The 19,035-nt window shown below is 69.3% G+C and carries 15 protein-coding genes; 9 read left to right on the forward strand and 6 right to left on the reverse strand.

Translation table 11 applies throughout. The annotated features are described in order from the left end of the window. The first annotated feature begins 102 nt into the window (after positions 1-102). The 4 genes from VFA06_RS20510 to VFA06_RS20525 all read left to right on the forward strand — a co-directional run bounded on the left by VFA06_RS20510 (position 103) and on the right by VFA06_RS20525 (position 5,052). Complete coding sequence (locus tag VFA06_RS20510) at positions 103-1,269, forward strand: homocitrate synthase/isopropylmalate synthase family protein (protein WP_324842270.1); 1,167 nt, start codon at positions 103-105, stop codon at positions 1,267-1,269. Next, complete coding sequence (locus VFA06_RS20515; RefSeq protein ID WP_324842271.1) at positions 1,266-2,453, forward strand: cobalamin-independent methionine synthase II family protein; 1,188 nt, start codon at positions 1,266-1,268, stop codon at positions 2,451-2,453. The genes VFA06_RS20510 and VFA06_RS20515 overlap by 4 nt, the downstream gene beginning before the upstream one ends. Beyond that, on the forward strand, positions 2,454-3,596 hold the full coding sequence (locus VFA06_RS20520; protein ID WP_324842272.1) for an acyl-CoA dehydrogenase family protein: 1,143 nt from the start codon (positions 2,454-2,456) through the stop codon (positions 3,594-3,596). A 343-nt stretch (positions 3,597-3,939) separates the two neighbouring features. After that, positions 3,940-5,052, forward strand: coding sequence for a cellulose binding domain-containing protein (locus VFA06_RS20525; protein WP_324842273.1), 1,113 nt, complete (start codon positions 3,940-3,942; stop codon positions 5,050-5,052). 94 nt (positions 5,053-5,146) lie between these two features. Here VFA06_RS20525 and VFA06_RS20530 read toward each other — a convergent pair whose 3' ends face one another. Next, on the reverse strand, positions 5,147-6,523 hold the full coding sequence (locus VFA06_RS20530; protein ID WP_324842274.1) for an alpha/beta hydrolase: 1,377 nt from the start codon (positions 6,521-6,523) through the stop codon (positions 5,147-5,149). A 173-nt stretch (positions 6,524-6,696) separates the two neighbouring features. Between VFA06_RS20530 and VFA06_RS20535 the strand changes: the two genes are divergently transcribed. Genes VFA06_RS20535 through VFA06_RS20545 form a run of 3 tightly spaced genes read left to right on the forward strand, consistent with a single transcriptional unit; the run spans position 6,697 to position 8,229 of the window. After that, entirely contained in the window at positions 6,697-7,059 is a 363-nt protein-coding gene (locus tag VFA06_RS20535; protein WP_324842275.1) for a metalloregulator ArsR/SmtB family transcription factor, read from the forward strand. Beyond that, positions 7,043-7,564, forward strand: coding sequence for an SRPBCC family protein (locus VFA06_RS20540; protein WP_324842276.1), 522 nt, complete (start codon positions 7,043-7,045; stop codon positions 7,562-7,564). Before VFA06_RS20535 ends, VFA06_RS20540 begins: the two co-directional genes overlap by 17 nt. Continuing rightward, positions 7,564-8,229 (forward strand): dihydrofolate reductase family protein, encoded by a 666-nt coding sequence (locus tag VFA06_RS20545; protein WP_324842277.1) that lies wholly within the window; start codon positions 7,564-7,566, stop codon positions 8,227-8,229. The genes VFA06_RS20540 and VFA06_RS20545 overlap by 1 nt, the downstream gene beginning before the upstream one ends. An 84-nt stretch (positions 8,230-8,313) precedes the next feature. On the opposite strand, the gene VFA06_RS20550 is transcribed toward VFA06_RS20545, so the two are convergent. After that, complete coding sequence (locus VFA06_RS20550) at positions 8,314-9,138, reverse strand: PaaX family transcriptional regulator C-terminal domain-containing protein (RefSeq protein ID WP_324842278.1); 825 nt, start codon at positions 9,136-9,138, stop codon at positions 8,314-8,316. A gap of 349 nt (positions 9,139-9,487) precedes the next feature. Here VFA06_RS20550 and VFA06_RS20555 point away from each other — a divergent pair, with 349 nt between their 5' ends. Further along, a complete protein-coding gene (locus VFA06_RS20555; protein ID WP_324842279.1) occupies positions 9,488-11,059 on the forward strand; it encodes an endo-1,4-beta-xylanase in 1,572 nt (523 codons plus the stop codon). A 48-nt stretch (positions 11,060-11,107) separates the two neighbouring features. On the opposite strand, the gene VFA06_RS20560 is transcribed toward VFA06_RS20555, so the two are convergent. Beyond that, a complete protein-coding gene (locus VFA06_RS20560) occupies positions 11,108-11,800 on the reverse strand; it encodes a TetR/AcrR family transcriptional regulator (RefSeq protein WP_324842280.1) in 693 nt (230 codons plus the stop codon). Between the two features lie 189 nt (positions 11,801-11,989). Between VFA06_RS20560 and VFA06_RS20565 the strand changes: the two genes are divergently transcribed. Beyond that, positions 11,990-14,158 (forward strand): MMPL family transporter, encoded by a 2,169-nt coding sequence (locus VFA06_RS20565; protein WP_324842281.1) that lies wholly within the window; start codon positions 11,990-11,992, stop codon positions 14,156-14,158. 656 nt (positions 14,159-14,814) lie between these two features. Here VFA06_RS20565 and VFA06_RS20570 read toward each other — a convergent pair. The 3 genes from VFA06_RS20570 to VFA06_RS20580 form a co-directional block, all read right to left on the reverse strand. After that, entirely contained in the window at positions 14,815-16,578 is a 1,764-nt protein-coding gene (locus tag VFA06_RS20570; protein ID WP_324842282.1) for a metallophosphoesterase family protein, read from the reverse strand. Between the two features lie 63 nt (positions 16,579-16,641). Beyond that, on the reverse strand, positions 16,642-17,898 hold the full coding sequence (locus VFA06_RS20575; protein ID WP_324842283.1) for an endo-1,3-alpha-glucanase family glycosylhydrolase: 1,257 nt from the start codon (positions 17,896-17,898) through the stop codon (positions 16,642-16,644). Then, positions 17,898-18,815: a hypothetical protein gene (locus tag VFA06_RS20580; protein WP_324842284.1), complete on the reverse strand. Its 918-nt coding sequence runs from the start codon at positions 18,813-18,815 to the stop codon at positions 17,898-17,900. The genes VFA06_RS20575 and VFA06_RS20580 overlap by 1 nt, the downstream gene beginning before the upstream one ends. Positions 18,816-19,035 lie beyond the last annotated feature (220 nt).

Raw genomic sequence — 19,035 nt, forward strand, 5'->3', positions numbered from 1 at the left:
CGCGTCCGGGAAGGTCGACCGAAAGGCGCTGGGCGCGCTGTGGTCGACGCACGCTCACGGGCCGACGCGTTCCGCTGAAGATCGCACCGTGCCGGTGGCGCGATGAATGACTCCGGCACGCGCCAGGTCGCGCTTTACGACACCACGTTGCGTGAGGGGGGCCAGGCTCCCGGCGTGAACTTGGACGCGCAGGCCAAGGTGCGGCTCGCCCGCGCCCTCGTCGCTACGGGCGCGTATGCGATCGAGGCCGGATATCCGATGACCTCGCCGGGTGAATTCGAGGCCGTACACGCGGTGGCCGGCGAGGTCGGCGACTCGGTCATCGTGGCGGCGCTGGCCAGAGCGAACCGGATCGACGTCACGCGCGCCAACGCCGCGCTGGCCGGAGCGGCGCGGCCGCGCATCACCGTGTTCGTACAGGTCTCCGAGATCCAGGCGCGCGCGGCCGGCCTGACGCTCGACCAGATGGCGCAGCGTGCCCGCGAATCCGTGGCCCGGGCCCGTGACCTGGTCGCCGACGTGCAGCTGTCACTCGGCGACGTGCCGCGCGCGCGACCCGGGTTCGTCGCCGAACTCGCGCGCGCCGGGGCGGAAGCGGGAGCTGGCACGATCTCGCTGGTGGACAGCGCCGGAGTGGCCACGCCGGAGGAGATCGGGCGGGCCGTGTCCGGGGTGCGGGAGGCCCTGGCCGGCCTGCCGACCGCGGTGTCCGTCCACTGTCACGACGACCTCGGTCTTGCCACCGCGAACGCGTTCGCCGCAGTGCTCGCCGGCGCCGATCAAGTCGAGTGCTCGGTCAACGGGGTCGGCGAGCGGGCCGGGAACACGGCGCTGGAGGAGATCGCGGTGCTGCTGCGGGTCAAGGGCCCGGCTCACGGGGTCGACTGCGCGGTGCATCCGGCCGACCTCGCCCCGGCCAGCGCCGTCGTCGAGCAGGCCACCGGGTACTCGGTCTCCTGGAACAAGGCCGTGGTCGGCCGGCACGCCTTCGTGCACAGCGCCGGAGTCCATCAGGACGCGGTGTTGGCAGACGACTCGAGCTACGGAGCGCTCGGCTCCGTGTTCGGCGCGGCGCCGGGCCTGGCCCTCGGCAAGCACACGAGCCTGGCCGGGCTGCGCGCCGCGCTGGCCGCCTCCGGCGCAGCGCCGACCACCCGCGAACTGGCCGATGCCTACCGGCGCCTCAAGGAACTCGCCGACGCAGGTCGAAGCCCGCTCACCCTCGCCGACCTGCTCCCGGCAGCCGACTCCGGCAGGAGCGGTCGATGAGCGCGATCGCGACCACGCACGTCGGCAGCCTGGTGCGGCCGCCCGAGCTGCGTCCCTTCCTGCTCGCCAGGCATCACCGGACCCCCTATGACGAGGCGCAGTTCGAGCGGGTGCTCGCGCAATGCGTCGACGACGCGGTGCGCGACCAGGTCGCCGCCGGCGTCGACATCGTCTCGGACGGCGAGTTCGGCAAGACGCTGACCTGGGCGACGTATATCAGGGAACGCCTCGACGGCTTCGAGGAACGGCCGATCGGGGACGCCGAACCCGAGCCGCAGCGCTTCGGATTGGACCGGCGCACGTTCCCGGAGTTCTTCGCGGAATACGACCGCGTCCAGTTCCCGGAGGGCCAACCCGAGCGTGGCCTGGAATGGGTGTGCACCGGGCCGATCCGCTATCGCGGGCGAAGAGAGCTGCGCCGCGACATCGCGAATCTGCTGGCGGCGGCGGAACGACATGGAGCGCGCGGCGCTTTCCTGCCGGTCGTGGCGCCCGGGAGCGTGATGCCGGTACGCCGCGACGAGTACTACGGCACAGAGCGGGAGTTCGCACTGGCGGTCGCCGACGCCCTGCGCGTCGAGTACACCGAGATTGTGAACGCCAGCTTGTATGTGCAGATCGATGACGCGTACTTGACGATGATGCACGACTCGATGGTGCACGCGCCGAATGCAGGCCCTGAGACGGTGCGCGAGTTCCGCGAGTGGGCCGAGCTGCGTATCAGCTCCCTCAACCGTGCGCTGGAAGGCATTCCTCCGGAACGCGTGCGCTATCACGTGTGCTGGGGAAGCTGGAACGGGCCGCACACCGGCGACGTGCCTCTGCGCGACATCGTGGATTTGATCCTCCAAGTGAACGCCGGTTCCTACGCCATAGAGCAGGCCAATCCACGACATGAGCACGAGTGGGCGGTGTGGGAGGAGGTCGCCCTTCCGGAAGGCAAGCGGCTGATTCCGGGGGTGATCAGCCACGCGACCAACATCGTCGAGCATCCGGATCTGGTCGCGGAACGCTTGCTGCGCAACGCGCGCCTTATCGGAGCCGATCGCATCGACGCGGGCACGGACTGCGGATTCGCGCAGACCCCGTTCAGCGCCCGCGTGCACCCCTCGATCATGTGGGCGAAGCTTCGCGCGCTCGCGGAAGGCGCCCGGATCGCCTCCAAAACGCTGGGGCTGACGTAGATGAGCACTCAGGACGCTGAAGTGGAACAGCACAAGACGCGCCTGCGGGTGCGGGAAGTGCTTGAGCGCGACGTGCTGCCCTTTGCCGAGCAGTGGGAGGATCAGGGCTATATCGATCGCGGCGGCTGGATCTGCCTCGCCGAAGCCGGGTTGTTCGCGCTGCCGCACGCCGGACCGGGATTCCTCGACAGCGCGGTCTTCCTCGAAGAGCTCGGCCGCACAGGCTATGCCGGAATCCGAGCCGCGATCGGCGTGCACGCATATATGGCCCCTTCATACCTGATGAAGTTCGGTTCGGCCCGGCAACAGCAGATCTATCTGCCCGCGATCCGCCGAGCGGAGCGGATCGCAGCCCTCGCGTTGAGCGAGGACGGCGCCGGCACCGATCTAGGCTCCGTGCGCACGCGCGCCGAACCCGACGAGAACGGCGGCTACCGGCTCTCGGGCCGCAAGCTGCACGTCGCCAATGGCTCGCAGGCCGGACTCATCATCACCCTCGCCCGCATCGGACCGCCGGGCAGCGACGCTGAACAGCAGCGGAGCCTGTCTCGCCTAGCCCTTTTCGCCGTCGACGCGCAGGCGCGCGGCGTGACCGCGACTTCCGAGCCGATGCTGGGGTGGCGCACCGCGGACGTGTGCACGGTCGACTTCAACGACGTACACCTCCCGAACGACGCGATCATCGGAAAGCCCGGACGGACACTGATCTATCTCGCGCAAGCGCTGGAATTCGAGCGCTTAGTCGCCGGGCTGCTCGCGGTGGGCGGCACGGCGTTCTGCGTATCGCTGCTCGACGAGTTCGCGCGCAGCCATCGGACAAACGGCGCCGCGCTCAGCGCGAACCAGGCCGTCCGACACCGCGTCGCCGAGCTGTCCGCCGACCTCGCGCTGGTCGAGCAGTACGGCCGCTACGCCGCGCAACAGCACGCGTTGGGCCGTCTCAACGCGCGCGTCGCGTCCATCCTCAAACTCAAAGCGACCGAGCTCGCAGTCACAGCCGCGCAAGCCTGCATGCAATTCCACGGCGCGAGAGGGTACGCGGCCGACAGCGCGGCTGCCCGCATCTACCGGGACGCCGCCGCGGGAACGATCGCCGCCGGCCCAAGCGAGCTGATGCGCGAACTCATCTTCGACTCCCGCTGACTCGCCGCCGGAAAAGATCGTCGAAGCGCTTGCTTTCATTTCGACAAACCCATTCCCGCCGCCCAGCCCTCGCGGATCAAGGCTCTGCCAGCGGTTCTTTCGCCGCGCCACACGGTCCTGCGATCTCGCATTTCCTTCTGAACAGCGTGACCTGGACAGCGCGAACCGCCACGGGTATCCCTGGGTCGAAGCGCTTCGATACCGCGGCCAGAGGTGACGCCTCTAACGCGGTGCCGCGCCGAACGACCCACAGCGAAAGAGGACACCCACGATGTCAGAATCCGAAGGGCGCGCGGCGCGGCGCAACACATCGCGCAGCGCCGCTTCCCACAAGCGAAGCCGAATGGCCGCCGCGACCGCGGCAGTGCTCGTCACCACCGGGGTCGCCGCGCTGGCCGTCGCCCAATCCGCCAGCGCCGCGAGCGGGTGCCAGGTCTCATATACCGCGAACTCGTGGCCGGGCGGCTTCACCGCGAGCATCTCCATCACGAACCTCGGCTCGCCGCTCACCGGCTGGACCCTCGGCTTCACCCTGCCGGGCAACGAGAGCGTCACACAGGGCTGGAGCGCCGGCTTCAGCCAGTCCGGCCAGAACGTGACCGCCGCCAACGTCTCCTACAACGGCTCGCTGGGCACGAATGCGAGCACCAGCATCGGATTCAACGGCAGCTACACCGGCTCCAGCTTCCCCGGCAACCCGACCTCGTTCACGCTCAACGGCACCACGTGCACCGGCGCGGTCGCCACCGGCTCACCGACGCGCACCTCGACGCCCACGCCCACTCCGACACCGACACCAACCCCGACCCCGACCCCGACCTCTTCGGGGTCCTCCGGCTACCTCTACGAGGACTCCGGCCAGTGGGCGCAGTACTCCATCGGCGGCTACACCATCTACAACGACGAGTGGGGCAGCGGCCACGGCACCCAGACCCTCTGGGTCAAGTCCGCGACCAACTGGGGTGTCTTCTCGACCCAGCCGAACACGTCGGGCGTCAAGTCCTACGCGAACATCAGCAAGAGCGTCGGCGTCGCCCTCAACTCGCTCTCGTCGGCGACCAGCAGCTTCAACGAGACCAATCCCAGCGGCGGCAACTGGGAGTCCGCCTACGACATCTGGCTCAACGGCTCCGGCATCGAGGTCATGGTCTGGACCGACGTGAGCGGCAATGTCGGCCCGCTCGGCTCGTCCGTGGGCACCCTGACCCTCGACGGCAACACCTGGACCCTGTACGCCGGCAACAACGGCTCCAACCCCACCTACTCGTTCGTGCGCAACGGAAACGAGACCGCAGGCACGGTCAACCTGCTCGACCTGCTGAAGTACCTGGAGAACACGAAGGGCTACTTCTCCAACCCGACGCTCTCGACCATCCAGTACGGCTGGGAGATCAGCGGCACGAACAACACGCAGGAGAACTTCACCATCAACAGCTACTCGGCCAGCGCCTCCTGACGCACGCTGTGATCTCCTGACGCACGCTGTGATCGGGGGGAGCGGATCCAACCCTCCGCTCCCCCCGATCAGCCGTTCTGCCAACCAGTCGCGGTCAGCGGCTCGGGCGCGGCTCAGGGTTCTGCACGACCAGGCGGGCCGGGCGGTAACGGACGAACGCGGCACCGTCGAGGTTCAGCGCCGTGGCGGCGGCCTGCAGATTAGCGGCGCTGGCGCTGGCGCCCCAGTGCCCGTCGGCCGCCCGCTGGTTCACCGTGTCGAGCGCGGCGACGATCTCGGCGGTGGTGAAGTTGCAGTGGCCTTGGCGGGCGACGAACGCCTGGCGCAGCAGGGCGCCGTCCCCGGCGGCGCGGACCTTCTCAGCGAACGCGCTTTCCTGCTCGACCGGGACGAGCTGGTCGGAGGTGGTGTGCACGTCGAGCAGCGGCACGCCCAGGTGACCGCTGTTGGTCGACGTGGCCCGCATCGCGGCCAGCGAGCCGGGCTCGGCGGTGTAGTGCGCGCCGCGGGTGAGCGCCGCGAGGTCCGCGTCGAGATCCAACCCGGCCTGGCGATACAGCGCACGCACCTGCTGGTAGTGGGCTGATCCGCGCAGCAGCGCGGCGTAGTCGACCCCTGCGTTCCAGCTGCTGTCCCCGCCCGCGGCCAGCTCGATGTAGTAGCGGCCGAACTCGATGAACTGCAGCTGGCCCGAGGTGAGCCAGGTGTACTCCTGCGCTTCCTGTCCGGCGTAGTCGCGCGGGGCGGGGGCGCTGACGCCGGGCGCCCAGTCCGATTCGTTGAGCAGAGCCGAGGCCAGCGCGATGCGGGCACGTCCGGAAGCGTTCGACTGCGCCTGCGTGATCGCGGCGACCATCTGCGTCGCGGCCGCGGAGCCCGCGTCCGGGGATGCGTAGTCCCGGATCGGGATGCCGGAGGCGCCGGGCAGCAGCGTCGTGATCGCGTACTCGGCGTTGAGCTGATAGTTGTTCAGGTCCACGCCGCCCGCGACCAGGCCGCACAGGTTGAGCGCGGCGTTGATCCGCCCGGCTCCGTCCTGGGCGATCTGGCTGTTGATCAGGCCGCCCATGGACTCGCCGACCGCCAGGACCCGCTTCGGCGCGCCGAGCAGCCGGGAGGCGGCGGTGAGGGTGGCGAACTGGTCGCGTTCGGCGCTGGCCAGGGCCCACCACGAGCCGTTCGGGTCGTAAGAGGACCCGGCCAGCGCATAGCCCTGATTCAGCAGCGCGTCCGCGCTGGCCTGGCTCGGCGCGTCGGCGGCGGACAGCGGGCCGAAGCCGTGGCTGAACAGGATCAGCGTGCCGTTCCAGTGCGCTGGGGTGTCGGCGATCCAGGTCGCGCCGTCGGCCAGGGTGCCGGTGTAGTGCCCGGCGGGAACCGCGGCGGGAGTCACGGCCGCGCTGGCGGCGCCGGCCCCGGCCGCGAGGGTGAGGCAGAGGGTGATGAAGAGTGCGGGCATGCGTCGTTGCATGGAAACGCCTTCCTGAGGCGAACAGGGGCACTGCGCCATGGCGGCGGAACGACGTGAATGTACGGCAGAATTTTTGTTGCGGTCAAGAGACTGCCGAACATTGGACCGGGAGGAGCGAGGCGGTTCGGGCGAAGAATCGTTGACGCATTCCGATATAGGCATATGATGGCGCCATGGCTCGAGCGGCGACGACCTCGGACGCGTTCAACGCGATCGCCGAGCCGCAGCGGCGGGAGATCCTGGGGCTGCTGCGGGGCGGCGAACGACCGGTGACCGACCTGGCCCGGGACCTCGGGATGACCCAGCCGCAAGCCTCCAAGCACCTGCGGGTGCTGCGCGAGGTGGGGCTGGTGCGGGTGCGCGAGGCAGGCAAGCAGCGGCTGTACGGCCTGGACGCACGCGGCCTGAGGCCGATCCACGAGTGGGTCGGCGGCTTCGAGCGGTTCTGGAACGCGAGCTTCGACCGCTTGGACGAATACGTGCAGGAGTTGAAGCAAGCAAGTCAGGAGGCAGCACCGGATGACGGCGAACAGTAGCCGCAGCGAGCCCGCGCACCCGGACGCGGACCGCGAGATCGTGATCTCCCGGCTGATCGGCGCCCCGCGGGAGCTGGTGTTCGAGGCGTTCACACGGGTCCGCCACCTGTCGCGGTGGTGGGGACCTGAGGGTTTCACCACCACGACGCGGTCCTTCGACTTCCGCGTCGGCGGGACATGGGACTTCGTGATGCACGGGCCGGACGGCACCGACTACCAGGAGTGGATCACCTACACCGAGATCACGCCGCCCGAGCGGATCGCGCTGCGGCACGGCGAATCCCGCGACGACCCCAACACCTTCGAATCGGTGCTGACCTTCGAGCCTGCCGGCGGGCAGACCCGGATCGTGATGCGCACGGTGTTCCCGACCAAGGAGCTGCGCGCGCAGGCCGTGGAGAAGTATCACGCGATCGAGGGCGGCGAGCAGACCCTGCGCAACCTGGCGCACTACGTCGCCGAACTCACCCGAAACGAGAACGCACCGAAGGGAGCAGAGGGCTGATGGCCGGCAAGGTGTTCTTCAGCGTGACGATGTCACTGGACGGCTTCATGGCGCCCGACGACGCGCCCGTCGAGCTCGTCTTCTCGCCCGAGGGCCGCGGCGATCCGCGGGTCCGGCGCTGGATGACGAAGTGGTCGGCGCTGCAGTCGTGGGTCTTCCCGCAGCGGTGGTTCCGGGAGAACCTCAAGCTCGGCGAAGGCGGGGAGGAAGGAGTCGACAACGACGTCGTACGGGCGACCTTCGAGCGCACCGGCGTAAGCGTCATGGGCAAGCGGATGTTCGATGCCGGCGAGCTGTCCTGGCCGGCGGAGGCGCCGTTCCACACCCCGGTGTTCATCATCACTCATACCAAGCGTGATCCGTGGGAGCGGCCTGGCGGCACCACCTTCCACTTCGTCAACGACGGCATCGAGAGCGCCCTGGAGCAGGCCCGCGCGGCTGCCGGAGAGCGCGACGTGCGCATCGCCGGCGGCGCCGAGACGATCCAGCAGTACCTGAACGGCGGCCTGATCGACGAGTTCTCCATTACGCTCGCACCCGTCCTGTTCGGCACCGGCATCCGCCTGTTCGACCATGTGGACCCCGACCGCTTCGCGCTGACGCAAAGCCGCGCGGACGCGTCGTCCCGGGTGACCCACCTGACCTACACCGTCGCGAAGCGCTAGCCTGCGCTCCTGCGCTCCGGCGTTCCCGGGTTCTCAGGGCGTGCAGCGTGCGGCGTGCGGCGCCGGTGTCCCCGCGCAGCTCGCTCAGCCGACGTCGATACGGTCCAGCACCTCGGTCGCCAGCCGGGCCGCGGGCTCGTCGAAGCGCCCTGCCAAGGCGTAGAAGAGCTCTTCGGCACGCGCGGCAGGCCAGTGCGCGGGCAGATGCTCGGCGGGAAGATGCGGATCCTGACGCACCAGGTTCAGCCACTCAGTGTGCAGCAGGAGTTGGCGCGCAAGCGGATCGTCGGCGCCCGGCAGCAGTGCGTCGGCGCGTTCCCATCGCGCCCGGAAGGCCTGGTACCGCTCGGCGATGCCCGGGAGGTCGAAGGCGGCTTCGATCAGCGCGACGGCCTCGGTGGGCTTGGCCGACTGCCCGTGGAAGACGCGCAGGTATGAATCAAGGCCCAGATCCGCGACCAGCGAGGCCACGTCCACGCGTCCGGCCGCGATCCACAGGCCGTTCTGCACCGGCCCGAAGCCGCCCCACACCAGCCGGGAGCGCAGGTCGTGCCGCTCGCTCGCCCAGGCCTCCGGCAGCGAGAAGCCGACGACCGTCCACGTGCCGTCCCACGCGCGATTGACGGCGCCGACCCGCCACACGCGGTGGTGACCGTCCTGGAGCACGCCGATCGCGCGCGGCGTCAGGCCGAAGTAGGTCTTGCGGCCGCGCCGGTGGCGCTCCAGCAGGCCTCGGGTGACCATGCGCGCGAGCGTGGTGCGCACCGCGTCCTCGCCGACCCCGACTCGTCCCAGCACGTTGATAACGCTGCCGGAGGACACGGCGCCGCCGCGCTTCAGCATGTGCACGGCGAAGAACGTGAGCATCAACGACTGCGGTCGGTGCGCGGGCTGCTCGGCGTCTGACACGACAAGAGCCTAACCCGCTGGACGCGTTGCCTACCCGGCGCCCGAATCTTGCGTGACAAGGTTCGAAAATGAGCACCAGGCGAAACCCAGCGCCCGCCAACCGATATATCAAGCGGTCGGCAACCGGCCGACTCGAAGTAAGTTTCACGTCGCATCTTCGACCTACGCCCTCTCCACACCGGCTGAACACCCGTGGTCGAAACGTTGCGGGAACCGCCATTGAGATTTCGAGGGCGCTTTGGCACGCTCACCGCGACATTAAGCAGCCGGGATCGGTCGGGCCGTCCGGGTCAACTTCGCGTCGGCTTGCGCCCGAGCACTCCGTTAGCGCTCTCAAAGGAATGAACCTATGGATATCGTCACTGGCGCCGGTATCGGTGCCGGACGTAGGCGCCGCGGGCCGTGGGGCCGCCGGGTGCGCGCGGCGATGGCCGCCGGCACGGTGGCGCTGGTGGCCGCGGGCACCGGGGTCGTGGTGCTCACCGGCACCGCGAACGCGGCCAGCACGCTGCGCGCGGCGGCCGAGGCCGACGGGCGCTACTTCGGCGCCGCGGTCGGACAGGGCGATCTGGGCAACTCCTCGGCCACCACCCTGGCCGCCACCCAGTTCGACATGATCACCCCCGAGAACGAGATGAAGTGGGACACCATCGAGCCCAGCAACGGCTCCTACAACTTCGGCCCCGGGGACAACATCGTCAACTTCGCCACCTCCCACGGCGCCCGGGTACGCGGACACAACCTGGTCTGGCACTCCCAGCTGCCCTCCTGGGTCAGCTCCCTGCCGCTGAACCAGGTCCAGAGCGCGATGGAAGCGCACATCACCACCGAGGTCACCCACTACAAGGGCAAGATCTACGCCTGGGACGTGGTCAACGAGCCGTTCAACGACGACGGCTCCTACCGCCAGGACGTGTTCTACAACGCCTTCGGCGGCGGCGAACAGTACATCGCCGACGCCATCAAGACCGCGCACGCCGCCGACCCGAACGCCAAGCTGTACATCAACGACTACAACATCGAAGGCACCGGCTCCAAGAGCAACGCCATGTACACCCTCGCCCAGCAACTGCTGCAACAAGGCGTCCCCTTAAGCGGCATCGGCTTCGAAAGCCACTTCATCGTCGGACAGGTCCCCAGCACCCTGGCCGCCAACATGGCCCGCTTCACCGCCCTCGGACTGGACGTGGCGATCACCGAACTGGATGACCGCATGCCCACCCCCGCCAGCAGCAGCAACCTGCAGCAGCAGGCCACCGACGACGCCAACATCGTCAAAACCTGCCTGAACAACGCCCACTGCCCCGGCGTCACCCAATGGAACCTCAGCGACGCCGACTCCTGGGTCCCCGGCACCTTCTCCGGCCAAGGCGCCGCCACCCTCTTCGACACCAACTGGCAACCCAAGCCGGCGTACACCTCCGTCCTGAACACCCTCAACGCCGGCGGCGTCATGCCCAGCAACTCGGCCTCCAGCTCGCCCTCGAGCAGCCCGTCGAGCTCACCGTCCAGCACACCCTCCTCCAGCCCGTCGAGTTCACCCTCCTCCAGCCCCTCCAGCAGCCCGTCAAGCTCCCCCTCGGCCAGTGCGTCGAGCGGCGGCGGCAGCTGCCGAGTTGGCTACGCGGTCTCGAGCCAGTGGCCGGGCGGGTTCGGGGTGAACGTCACGATCACCAACCTGGGCGCGCCGGTCAGCAGCTGGAAGCTGAGCTGGTCGTTCACCGCCGGGCAGACCATCACCCAGCTGTGGAACGGTACTTACACCCAGTCCGGCGGCAATGTCACCGTCAGCAACGTCTCCTACAACGGGTCCATCGGAACCGGCGGAAGCACCAGCTTCGGGTTCAACGGATCCTGGAACGGTTCGAACCCGGCACCGACCGGCTTCACCCTCAACGGCAGCGCCTGCTCTGCCGGCTGACGTATAGCAGACACCTGACGCCCGTGGCCGCCTCGGCAGCCGCGGGCGTCAGCCCTTTGCGGGCCTGGGCTGAATCACCGTCATAGGTTGCGCCGGATCGGCGCAGTTGATGCCGAGGGCGCCACAGGCCGCGACGAGGGCGGCGGCACGCACGAGGGGCAGGTCTTCCTCGGGCGTGTCGTCGGCGAGGGCCGCGTGGATGCTGCCGAGGGCGGCGCGCACCCGGGTGCGCGCGGTGACCGGGTCCTGGCCGGGGACGCGCAGGGCTTCGACCAGCGGCGTGTAGCCCTCCCGGACGATCGCCTTGACCTTCTCGTTTCGGCCGACGGCAGGGTCCTGGTAGAGCACCCGGAAGACCCGGCGATGCGCCGCGACCAGGTCGAGGTATCCGGCCAGCAGGCCGACCCGGCCGACGTCCCCGTCGGGGTGCGGAGTGTCGCGGCTGGGGGCGCCGGCCAGCGCGGCGATCTCGGCGACGACCGGCTCCACGAGGGCCGCGAGCAGGTCGTCCTTGGTGCGGAAGTGGTAGTAGAGGGCCGCCTTGGTGAAGCCCATCTGCTCGGCCAGTTCCCTGGTGGTCGTCGAGGCGAAGCCGTTGGCCGCGAACAGCTCCACCGCCTCGGCCAGGATCCTGGCGCGGGTGTCCTCGCGCTCGGCGCGCTCCGGCGGCCGCCCGCCGCGCTCCACCCGCCGCGTGCCGCCCGCGGTCATCGTGCTCGTCACGCTCGTCGCGATACTCATCAGGCCCCTCATCACCGCAGGCGCTACCCGGGAAACACCTGGCCGCCTTCCGGTGTTCCGCACCCTAACCGCCCTACTTGCCGGGCGACAAGTAAGCTTGCCCCTGCCCGGCACCAACCCTGCCGGGTGGCCGCCCGCGGGTTCGAGGGTCCCGGGCCGGCCGTCAACGAGGGGAAGGAAATACCTGCCGTGTTCGCACGACTTGGCCGGATGGTCGCGCACCATCCCTGGCGGGTGATCGGGGTCTGGATCATCGCGGCGATCGCGGTGATCGCGCTCGCGCCGAAGCTGGCTTCGACCGCGGACGAGTCCAGCTTCCTGCCGAGCCACTACGAATCGATCCAGGCGCAGAAGCTGCAGGAGTCGGCGTTCCCGCAGCATGCCGCGCCGGCGGCGATCATCGTGCTCGAGCGCGGCGACAAGGGCGCGCTGACCGCGGCCGACTCGTCGACCGTGACGCAGATCGCGGGCAGGCTCAGGGCCGCCGCCGTGCCGGACGTGACCTCGCTGGACGTCGGCCCGGCCTCGCCGAACAAGCTGATCCAGACCATCGGCGTGCAGATGCCGACGGAGAACGATCCGCAGCAGAAGGCGCAGACGGACGCGGTCAAGGCGCTGCGCACGCAGCTTCAGTCGGCGCTGGCCGGCACCGACCTCAGGGGCGGCATCACCGGCACCGCAGCGCAGAATCTCGACTCGCAGGACTCCGGGAACAAGGCGGACGCGATCATCGGCATCGCCACCATCGGCCTGATCCTGGTGCTGCTGCTGATCATCTTCCGCAGCCCGATCATCGCGCTGCTGCCGATCATCACCATCGGCCTGGTCTCGCAGGTGGCCGACGGATTGATTGCATGGGCCAGCAACACCTTCGACCTGAAGACCGACAGCTCGGTCACCTCGCTGCTGATCGTGGTCCTGTTCGGCGTGGGCACCGACTACATACTGTTCTTCATGTTCCGCTACCGGGAACGGCTGCGCGCGGGCGACTCGCCGCGCGAAGCGGTGGCGGTGGCGGTGGAGCGGGCCGGCGAGGCGATCGCGTCCGCGGCCGGCGCGGTGATCGTGGCGTTCATGGCGCTGGCGCTGTCCACCCTCGGCCTGTTCCGCTCGCTCGGGCCGTCGCTCGCGATCGCGGTCGCGGTGACGCTTCTGGCGGGACTCACGCTCATCCCGGCGATCGTCGCGCTGCTGGGCACCAGGGTGTTCTGGCCGTCGAAGGCCTGGAAGACCGAGCCGCGCGCGGCGCGCTTCGCCGCGATCGGCGCCTCGATGGGCCGCCGCCCGGCCCGCTTCGCCGCGATCTCCGGCATCGTGATGGTTGCCCTGGCCATCGCGGCGTTCAGCTTCAAGCCGACCTTCGACCTGTCCTCCGGCTCGACCAATTCCACCGCGGAGTCGACCGTGTGGCAGAACGAACTGCTGCGCGGCGAGCCGGCCGGTGCGACGCAGCCGACGCAGGTGTATCTGAAGTCGGACAGCGGTTCGCCGCTGACCGCGGACGAGCTCGCGTCGTATCGCACGAAGCTGACGGCGGTGCCCGGCGTCGGCTCGGTCTCGGCGGCCCTGCCGAACCCGGCCGGGACGGTGGCCGCGTATCAGGTCACGCTCACGGCCAACCCGGCGTCCTCGGACGCGATGAACACACTCAAGGGCCCGCTGCGGGCGACCGCGCACGGCGCGGCTCCGGCGGGGACGAGCGCGCTGGTGGGCGGCATCACGGCGATCTACGTGGACATCCAGGCCGCGGTGGACCACGACTACGCGGTGGTCTTCCCGGTCGCGGCGATCCTGATCACGATCATCCTCGGCCTGGTGCTGCGGGCGCTGGTCGCGCCGCTGTACCTGATGGCCTCGGTGGGCCTCGGCTTCGGCGCGACGCTGGGCGCGACGGTGCTGCTGTTCCAGAACTCCGGCGGCAACAAGGGCCTGATCTTCATGCTGCCGGTGATCATGTACATGTTCGTGGTCGCGCTGGGAACCGACTACAACATCCTGATGATCACCCGGCTGCGTGAGGAGGCCAGAGCGGGTCGCTCGCCACGCGCGGCCGCCGCGGAGGCGGTCAAGCACGCCGGGCCGACGATCGCCGCGGCCGGACTGATCCTGGCCGGCTCCTTCGCCTCGCTCATGCTCGCGGGCCAGTCCACGCTGACCCAGATGGGCTTCGCGATCTCGGCGGGCATCGCCGTGGCGGCGTTCGTGATGGCGATGTTCTTCACGCCCGCGCTCACGGCGCTGATCGGGCACGCGGCCTGGTGGCCGGGCCACGCCGACTCCGCGTCCGGGCACGGCGAGCCGTCGGCGTCGTCCGGCGAACCGGAGGAGAGCGAACCGGCCGGACAGCTGCGGCGGTGACGGCGACGGGATCGCTGCGGACGGGGACGCCGGGGCGGAAGCCTTCGACTAAGGGTTCGTAGTTCGCGGGATCTCGGTCGCGGGATGTCGGTCGCGGGCGGGCGGTGGCCATGACGGCGCCGCCCGCCCGTTGCATTTGCGGCGAACCGCGCACCGGCCCATCACCCTCGCGCCCATGTGGCCGAGATCTGGCGGTACCACAAGCGGCTCGGCCCGCACGGCGCGCCTGTATACGACTACGAAGAACCGGTCGCCCGGACGACCCGGCGGCGCGCACCCTGAGCAGCTACCTGCTTCCGGTCCTGGACGCCCTGGGCGTGCGCCACGGGCCCGCGCACTCGGAGATCATGCTCACCGACCGGGGTCGGGTACTGATCGAATCCGGCGCCCGGATCGCGGGTTCCATCCTGCCTTCGCCGCGCTGAACCTGAGCGTCGAAGTCGGCGACGAGCTGCAGCCGACCGTGGACTCGGCTACCTCGCCCGGCACGTGCTACCTCCTGCATGACGATCCGGCGCAGATCGAGGCAGATTACCGGACCCTGCGGGAGTGGGAGCAGAGCGGCGAGCTCTACCGCGTCACCTCCGTGGACTCACCTACCGGCAGCACGGAACTGCCGGTAGGGCACCGTTGATCTCCGAGTTCGACCACGCTCGTCACCCCGTGGCACTCTGCGAAGCGGTCGTGTTGCCCGCGAGGTCGCGCGCGACGACGTAGTACGTGTGCGCGACACCGCCGGCCGTCGTGTCCTTATAAGTGAGCGAATTCGGGCGCACCGTCGCGAGGTACGCGCCATCGCGGTAAACGTCATACCCGCCGAGTTGGACGTTGTCGGTGGCCGCGGCCCATTTCAGCACGTTGGACGTGCCGGAGAGAACCGCGCTCGGGCTGCTCGGAGCGGTTGGCGGCGTGCTGTCGGGCGCCAGGTTGTAGGTGTAGGGGTCGAATACCGTGCCCGTGGAATCGGTCGGGGCGACGGAGATCACGCTGCCGTTCACCGTGACGCGCAGGAAGTGGTAGACCTGCGCGTCGCTGGTGGGCGGCGTGGCGGCGCCGCAGGCGTTGCCTCTGGCATGGCTGTAAGACCAGCCGACAGCGTAGGCGTCGGTGCTCTCACAACCGTGTCCGCCGATCGAGCTGGCCGAGCCTCCGCCGCCACCGGTCACGTAGCTGATCACGCCGAACGGCGGCGCCACGTTGCGCTGGTAGTCGTGGGCGTGTCCGTTGAACACCAGCTGCACGCCACCGGACTTGAGCAGTTGCTCGATGGTCCCCGTCGAACCCGCGGTGGCGTCAAGGTACTGATCGTCGGGCTCGGTGGCGTCGTCGGAGCGCAGCGGGAAGTGGAAGATCGCGAGCTTGATTCCGCCGGGGTGCGCGGCGAGGTCCGCGGAGAGCCACTGGTACTCCGCCGAGGACGTCGTCCAGTGTGCATCGTGGTCGACCTGGTAGATCGCGCAGTGCGAACCGCAGGCACCGCCGGTCGCCGTCCCGACGTTCGAGTTGCCCCAGGACATGTCGAGCACGTAGAAGCGCACGCCGCCGGTGGTAAAGGCGTAGTACGTGGTTGGATAGCTGCCCGGGGTCGTGCCGTCGATTGAGGGATAGCTCACCATCCCATAGACACCGTTGGCCGCGATGCTCGCCTCCGGCCACATCGACAGGAAGGTGGCGTTCTGCCCGTGGTTCGCAGAGGTCGAGTACACCGGGATGCTCAGCCCGGGCACGGCCCAATAGGACGGTCCGAACACCGCGCTGACGTCGACGCCGGTCTGGTAGAGGTCGCCGTAGTTCGTAGCGGTCCCGCCCTGATAGGCGACATCGCCCGCTGAGAGGAGGAACCGGGCGCCGCTGGCCGCGACCTGGGCGTCCACGTTGGCCTGGTTGACATTGAGCGAACCATCGTCGACGCCGCTGTTGGTGGTGTCGCCCCAGTCCCCCATCACGTCGAACGTGAACGGTGCGGTGTCCGAGGCAGCCGCCAGCGTGGTGAAGACCGGCGAGGGGTTGGTGCCGAGCAGGTCGACCGGGCTCGTGCCGCCGGTGTAGACGCGGTAGCAGTACGCGGTGTTGGCGTTAAGGCCGGTTACGGTCACCGAGTTCTGATACTCCGTCACCCCGTTCACCGTGATCGGCGAGCCGAGCTTGGTGGAGACAACGGACTGGGCCGCGCAGTTCCCCGGCGGACCGTACTTCACGGTGCCGTGGCTCTGCGCCGCGGTGCCGAAGTTCACGACGACCGACGCCGTGGTCAGGTCGCTCAGGTACGGCGCGCGGGTCAATTGGCTCGACTCGCCGGAGAGCGCGGCCTGTGCCGCCGCGGGGAAACCGAGCGTGAAGGACGCGGTCAGTGCCGCGGCCAGGGTGGTTCCGGTAACCCGTCGCCGGGTGATCCGACTGCGACTCGCCGTTGAGCGCATGGTTCCTCTTTTCTCAGGTGGTGCTTGGGTCCTGCTGGTGGCGCAGGTTCTGCTGTGAAGTTGTCAATCGGAAGACCGGGCCGAGGCCACGAAGTCCGTGTCGGCAGCTGAGGACTTCGGCGGCGCAGCGGGCGTGCCGCGGGATCTGCGGCCCGTGGCCACGGCGCCTATTGCGCCGACGAGCACGAGGCCGAACCCGCCGAGTCTGAGCAGGTTGGGCAGATAGCCGCTGGTGCCGCCGGCCTGCGTGTTCGAGTCCTGCGCCAGCGGGCTGGACGGCACGGTCGCCGAGCGCAGTTCGCGCATGGTGTCGAGATAGAAGGTGCCGTATTTGCGGGACGGCTCGATGTAGGAGTTCTCGCTGAACTCGTTCCAGCTGATCAGGCCCATGATGTCGGGCGAGGAGGAAAGCGCCGCGGCGTACTCGGCGCGCAGCGTCTGGCCGCCGTTGCGGTCGATGACTCCGGTGCCGCCGACCAGGCGGGCGTCGAATCCGGGGGCGAAGGGGGCGATCCAGTATTTGCCGGCCTTGTGCGCGGCCGTGGCCATCGCCTTCAGTTTGTCGGAGTAGTTGGAGTTGGTCTCGGGATTGACCGAGGACCAGTAGTAGGCGTCGCCGTCGGTCACGTCGGCGAGGCGGTCGAATCCCTGCACGCTCTTCTCGGTGGAGAGAACCAGCATGCTGTTACGCACCGGCGCGGTCACCTGGGCGACGGACGCGTGGCTGTAGTCCCACGTGCCGCTCCAGATCGTCAGGGTCTTGCCGCCGATCCGGTAGAAGACCGGATCGGACGCGTACTCGTCGTGGAACGTGCGGAAATCGGCGGCGACGCGGTCGGTGGTCAGCGGCTTGCGGTTGAAATCGAGACCCTGGTAAATCATCGCCAGCTTGAAGTTCTCCTGCTTGGCGATCTGCATGAGCAGCTTGAGCCGCCGGTCGTTGGTCGCGGTGTCCTTCCAGCTGACGATGAACCCTTGGATGCCCGCCGACTTGGCCCATTCGACGTGCTGGCGCACCACGTTCGGATCGTCGCTGGAATAGTCGCCGAGCTGCGGATAGTCGATCTTCGCGCGATCCCAGGACGTGGGGTCGAACCAGATGTAGTAGTAGGCGAGCACCGGAAGCGAACTGGCCGGGTTGGCGATCTGGGCCTCCCCCGACCCCGGGCTCGGTGCCCCGGAGGTGACCGGTGCGGCCGAGCCGGCCCGCACGGTGCCGCCGCCCTGCGTCGTGAACCCGGCGGCGACGGCCGCGGCCCCGAGCGCGGCGATCAGCCCGAACAGGGCGAGCGGCAGCCATTTGCGCAGCGAACCGTTCATCACTCGGTGTCCTCCTTGTGGCGCAGCCGCGCGAAGCCCGAGCCGAGGAACCGGCTCAGCCGCCGGCGGCGATGCCGGGCGACCAGCGGCAGGGCGACCGCGATCACGCTGCCGCAGGCCGCCGTGGAGCCCAGGTCGGTGCCGGTCACCACGGCCACGTCGGCCGTGCTGTCGCGCGAAAGTCTGATGGGCTTGGAAAGGGCGACGCCTGACGAACCCGACACGGTCAGGCTGTAGTCACCGCGCGGCAGGTGGCTGAAGGTCGCCGCGTGCTGCAGCGGGAATGCGACGGTGTGCTGGCGATGGTCGGGGCCGGTCAACACGGCTTGCCGGCCGGTCGTGCCGCCGAACAGCGCGTCGTGCGCGGTGACGGAGAGGTTGTAGTAGAAGCCGACGAAGGTGGGCCGCGGATTGCCGGACGGCTGGAAGGCCTGCTTTCCCGAGTCGACGACGTTGGTGCCGCCTGTCATCAGGGACTGCAGCCGATAGCCGAGCGGCCGGTTGACGAGGGCGCCACCCGCGTAGACCGGGACGGAACAGGTGAGCCAGCTTGTGCCGCGCACCGGAAGCGCGCTGACTTGGCCGGTGTCGCTGCGGACGGTAGCCGAGTCGAGCGTGGCGACGTCCAGGGGGACGCCGTGCTGATCGGTGAAGGCCGGGGTCACCGGGCACTGCTGGGAGAACGACGCGGTGATCGCGTACGGCGCCCGCCACGGCAGGCCGGTCACCACGGTGCGGAACGCCTGGTTGGGATCGCGCTGGCCTTCCCACCGGTAGAACGTGTAGCGGTGATCGACCGCGGTGAAGGTCGGCGTGAGCAACGCGAGCGTGTGCTGGGTGAAGTCGTGTTCGAGGGTCACCGTGACCGTTCCGTCGGTGCCGGTGGTGAAGATCTGGCCGTCAACGGCGAACCGCACGCCAGGCAGCGACGGCACCGTACGTACCAGGACGCTGACTGGCCACGCCTTGCGCTTCGGATGCGGCCGCGCCGGCCTTGGCGGGGTCGGGATCTTATGCGGATGCGGCCTCTGCGGTGCGGGGGGCACCGGAATGTGCGTCGGCCTGGGATGCGGCGGGCTCGGCTCCGGCCCCGTCGGCGGCGGAGGAGGCGGGGGCGGGGGCGGGGGCGGTGGTGGT

This window comes from Actinocrinis sp. (assembly GCF_035653575.1).
In the GTDB taxonomy this organism is placed as follows: domain Bacteria; phylum Actinomycetota; class Actinomycetes; order Streptomycetales; family Catenulisporaceae; genus Actinocrinis.

What these genes read in the sequence shown, in the direction of transcription:
- VFA06_RS20530 (WP_324842274.1), bottom strand. Translation starts at nt 6,523, where the DNA reads ATGCAACGACGCATGCCCGCACTCTTCATCACCCTCTGCCTCACCCTC.
- VFA06_RS20535 (WP_324842275.1), top strand. Translation starts at nt 6,697, where the DNA reads ATGGCTCGAGCGGCGACGACCTCGGACGCGTTCAACGCGATCGCCGAG.
- VFA06_RS20570 (WP_324842282.1), bottom strand. Translation starts at nt 16,578, where the DNA reads ATGCGCTCAACGGCGAGTCGCAGTCGGATCACCCGGCGACGGGTTACC.
- VFA06_RS20515 (WP_324842271.1), top strand. Translation starts at nt 1,266, where the DNA reads ATGAGCGCGATCGCGACCACGCACGTCGGCAGCCTGGTGCGGCCGCCC.
- VFA06_RS20555 (WP_324842279.1), top strand. Translation starts at nt 9,488, where the DNA reads ATGGATATCGTCACTGGCGCCGGTATCGGTGCCGGACGTAGGCGCCGC.
- VFA06_RS20525 (WP_324842273.1), top strand. Translation starts at nt 3,940, where the DNA reads ATGGCCGCCGCGACCGCGGCAGTGCTCGTCACCACCGGGGTCGCCGCG.
- VFA06_RS20545 (WP_324842277.1), top strand. Translation starts at nt 7,564, where the DNA reads ATGGCCGGCAAGGTGTTCTTCAGCGTGACGATGTCACTGGACGGCTTC.
- VFA06_RS20560 (WP_324842280.1), bottom strand. Translation starts at nt 11,800, where the DNA reads ATGAGTATCGCGACGAGCGTGACGAGCACGATGACCGCGGGCGGCACG.
- VFA06_RS20540 (WP_324842276.1), top strand. Translation starts at nt 7,043, where the DNA reads ATGACGGCGAACAGTAGCCGCAGCGAGCCCGCGCACCCGGACGCGGAC.
- VFA06_RS20520 (WP_324842272.1), top strand. Translation starts at nt 2,454, where the DNA reads ATGAGCACTCAGGACGCTGAAGTGGAACAGCACAAGACGCGCCTGCGG.
- VFA06_RS20575 (WP_324842283.1), bottom strand. Translation starts at nt 17,898, where the DNA reads ATGAACGGTTCGCTGCGCAAATGGCTGCCGCTCGCCCTGTTCGGGCTG.
- VFA06_RS20510 (WP_324842270.1), top strand. Translation starts at nt 103, where the DNA reads ATGAATGACTCCGGCACGCGCCAGGTCGCGCTTTACGACACCACGTTG.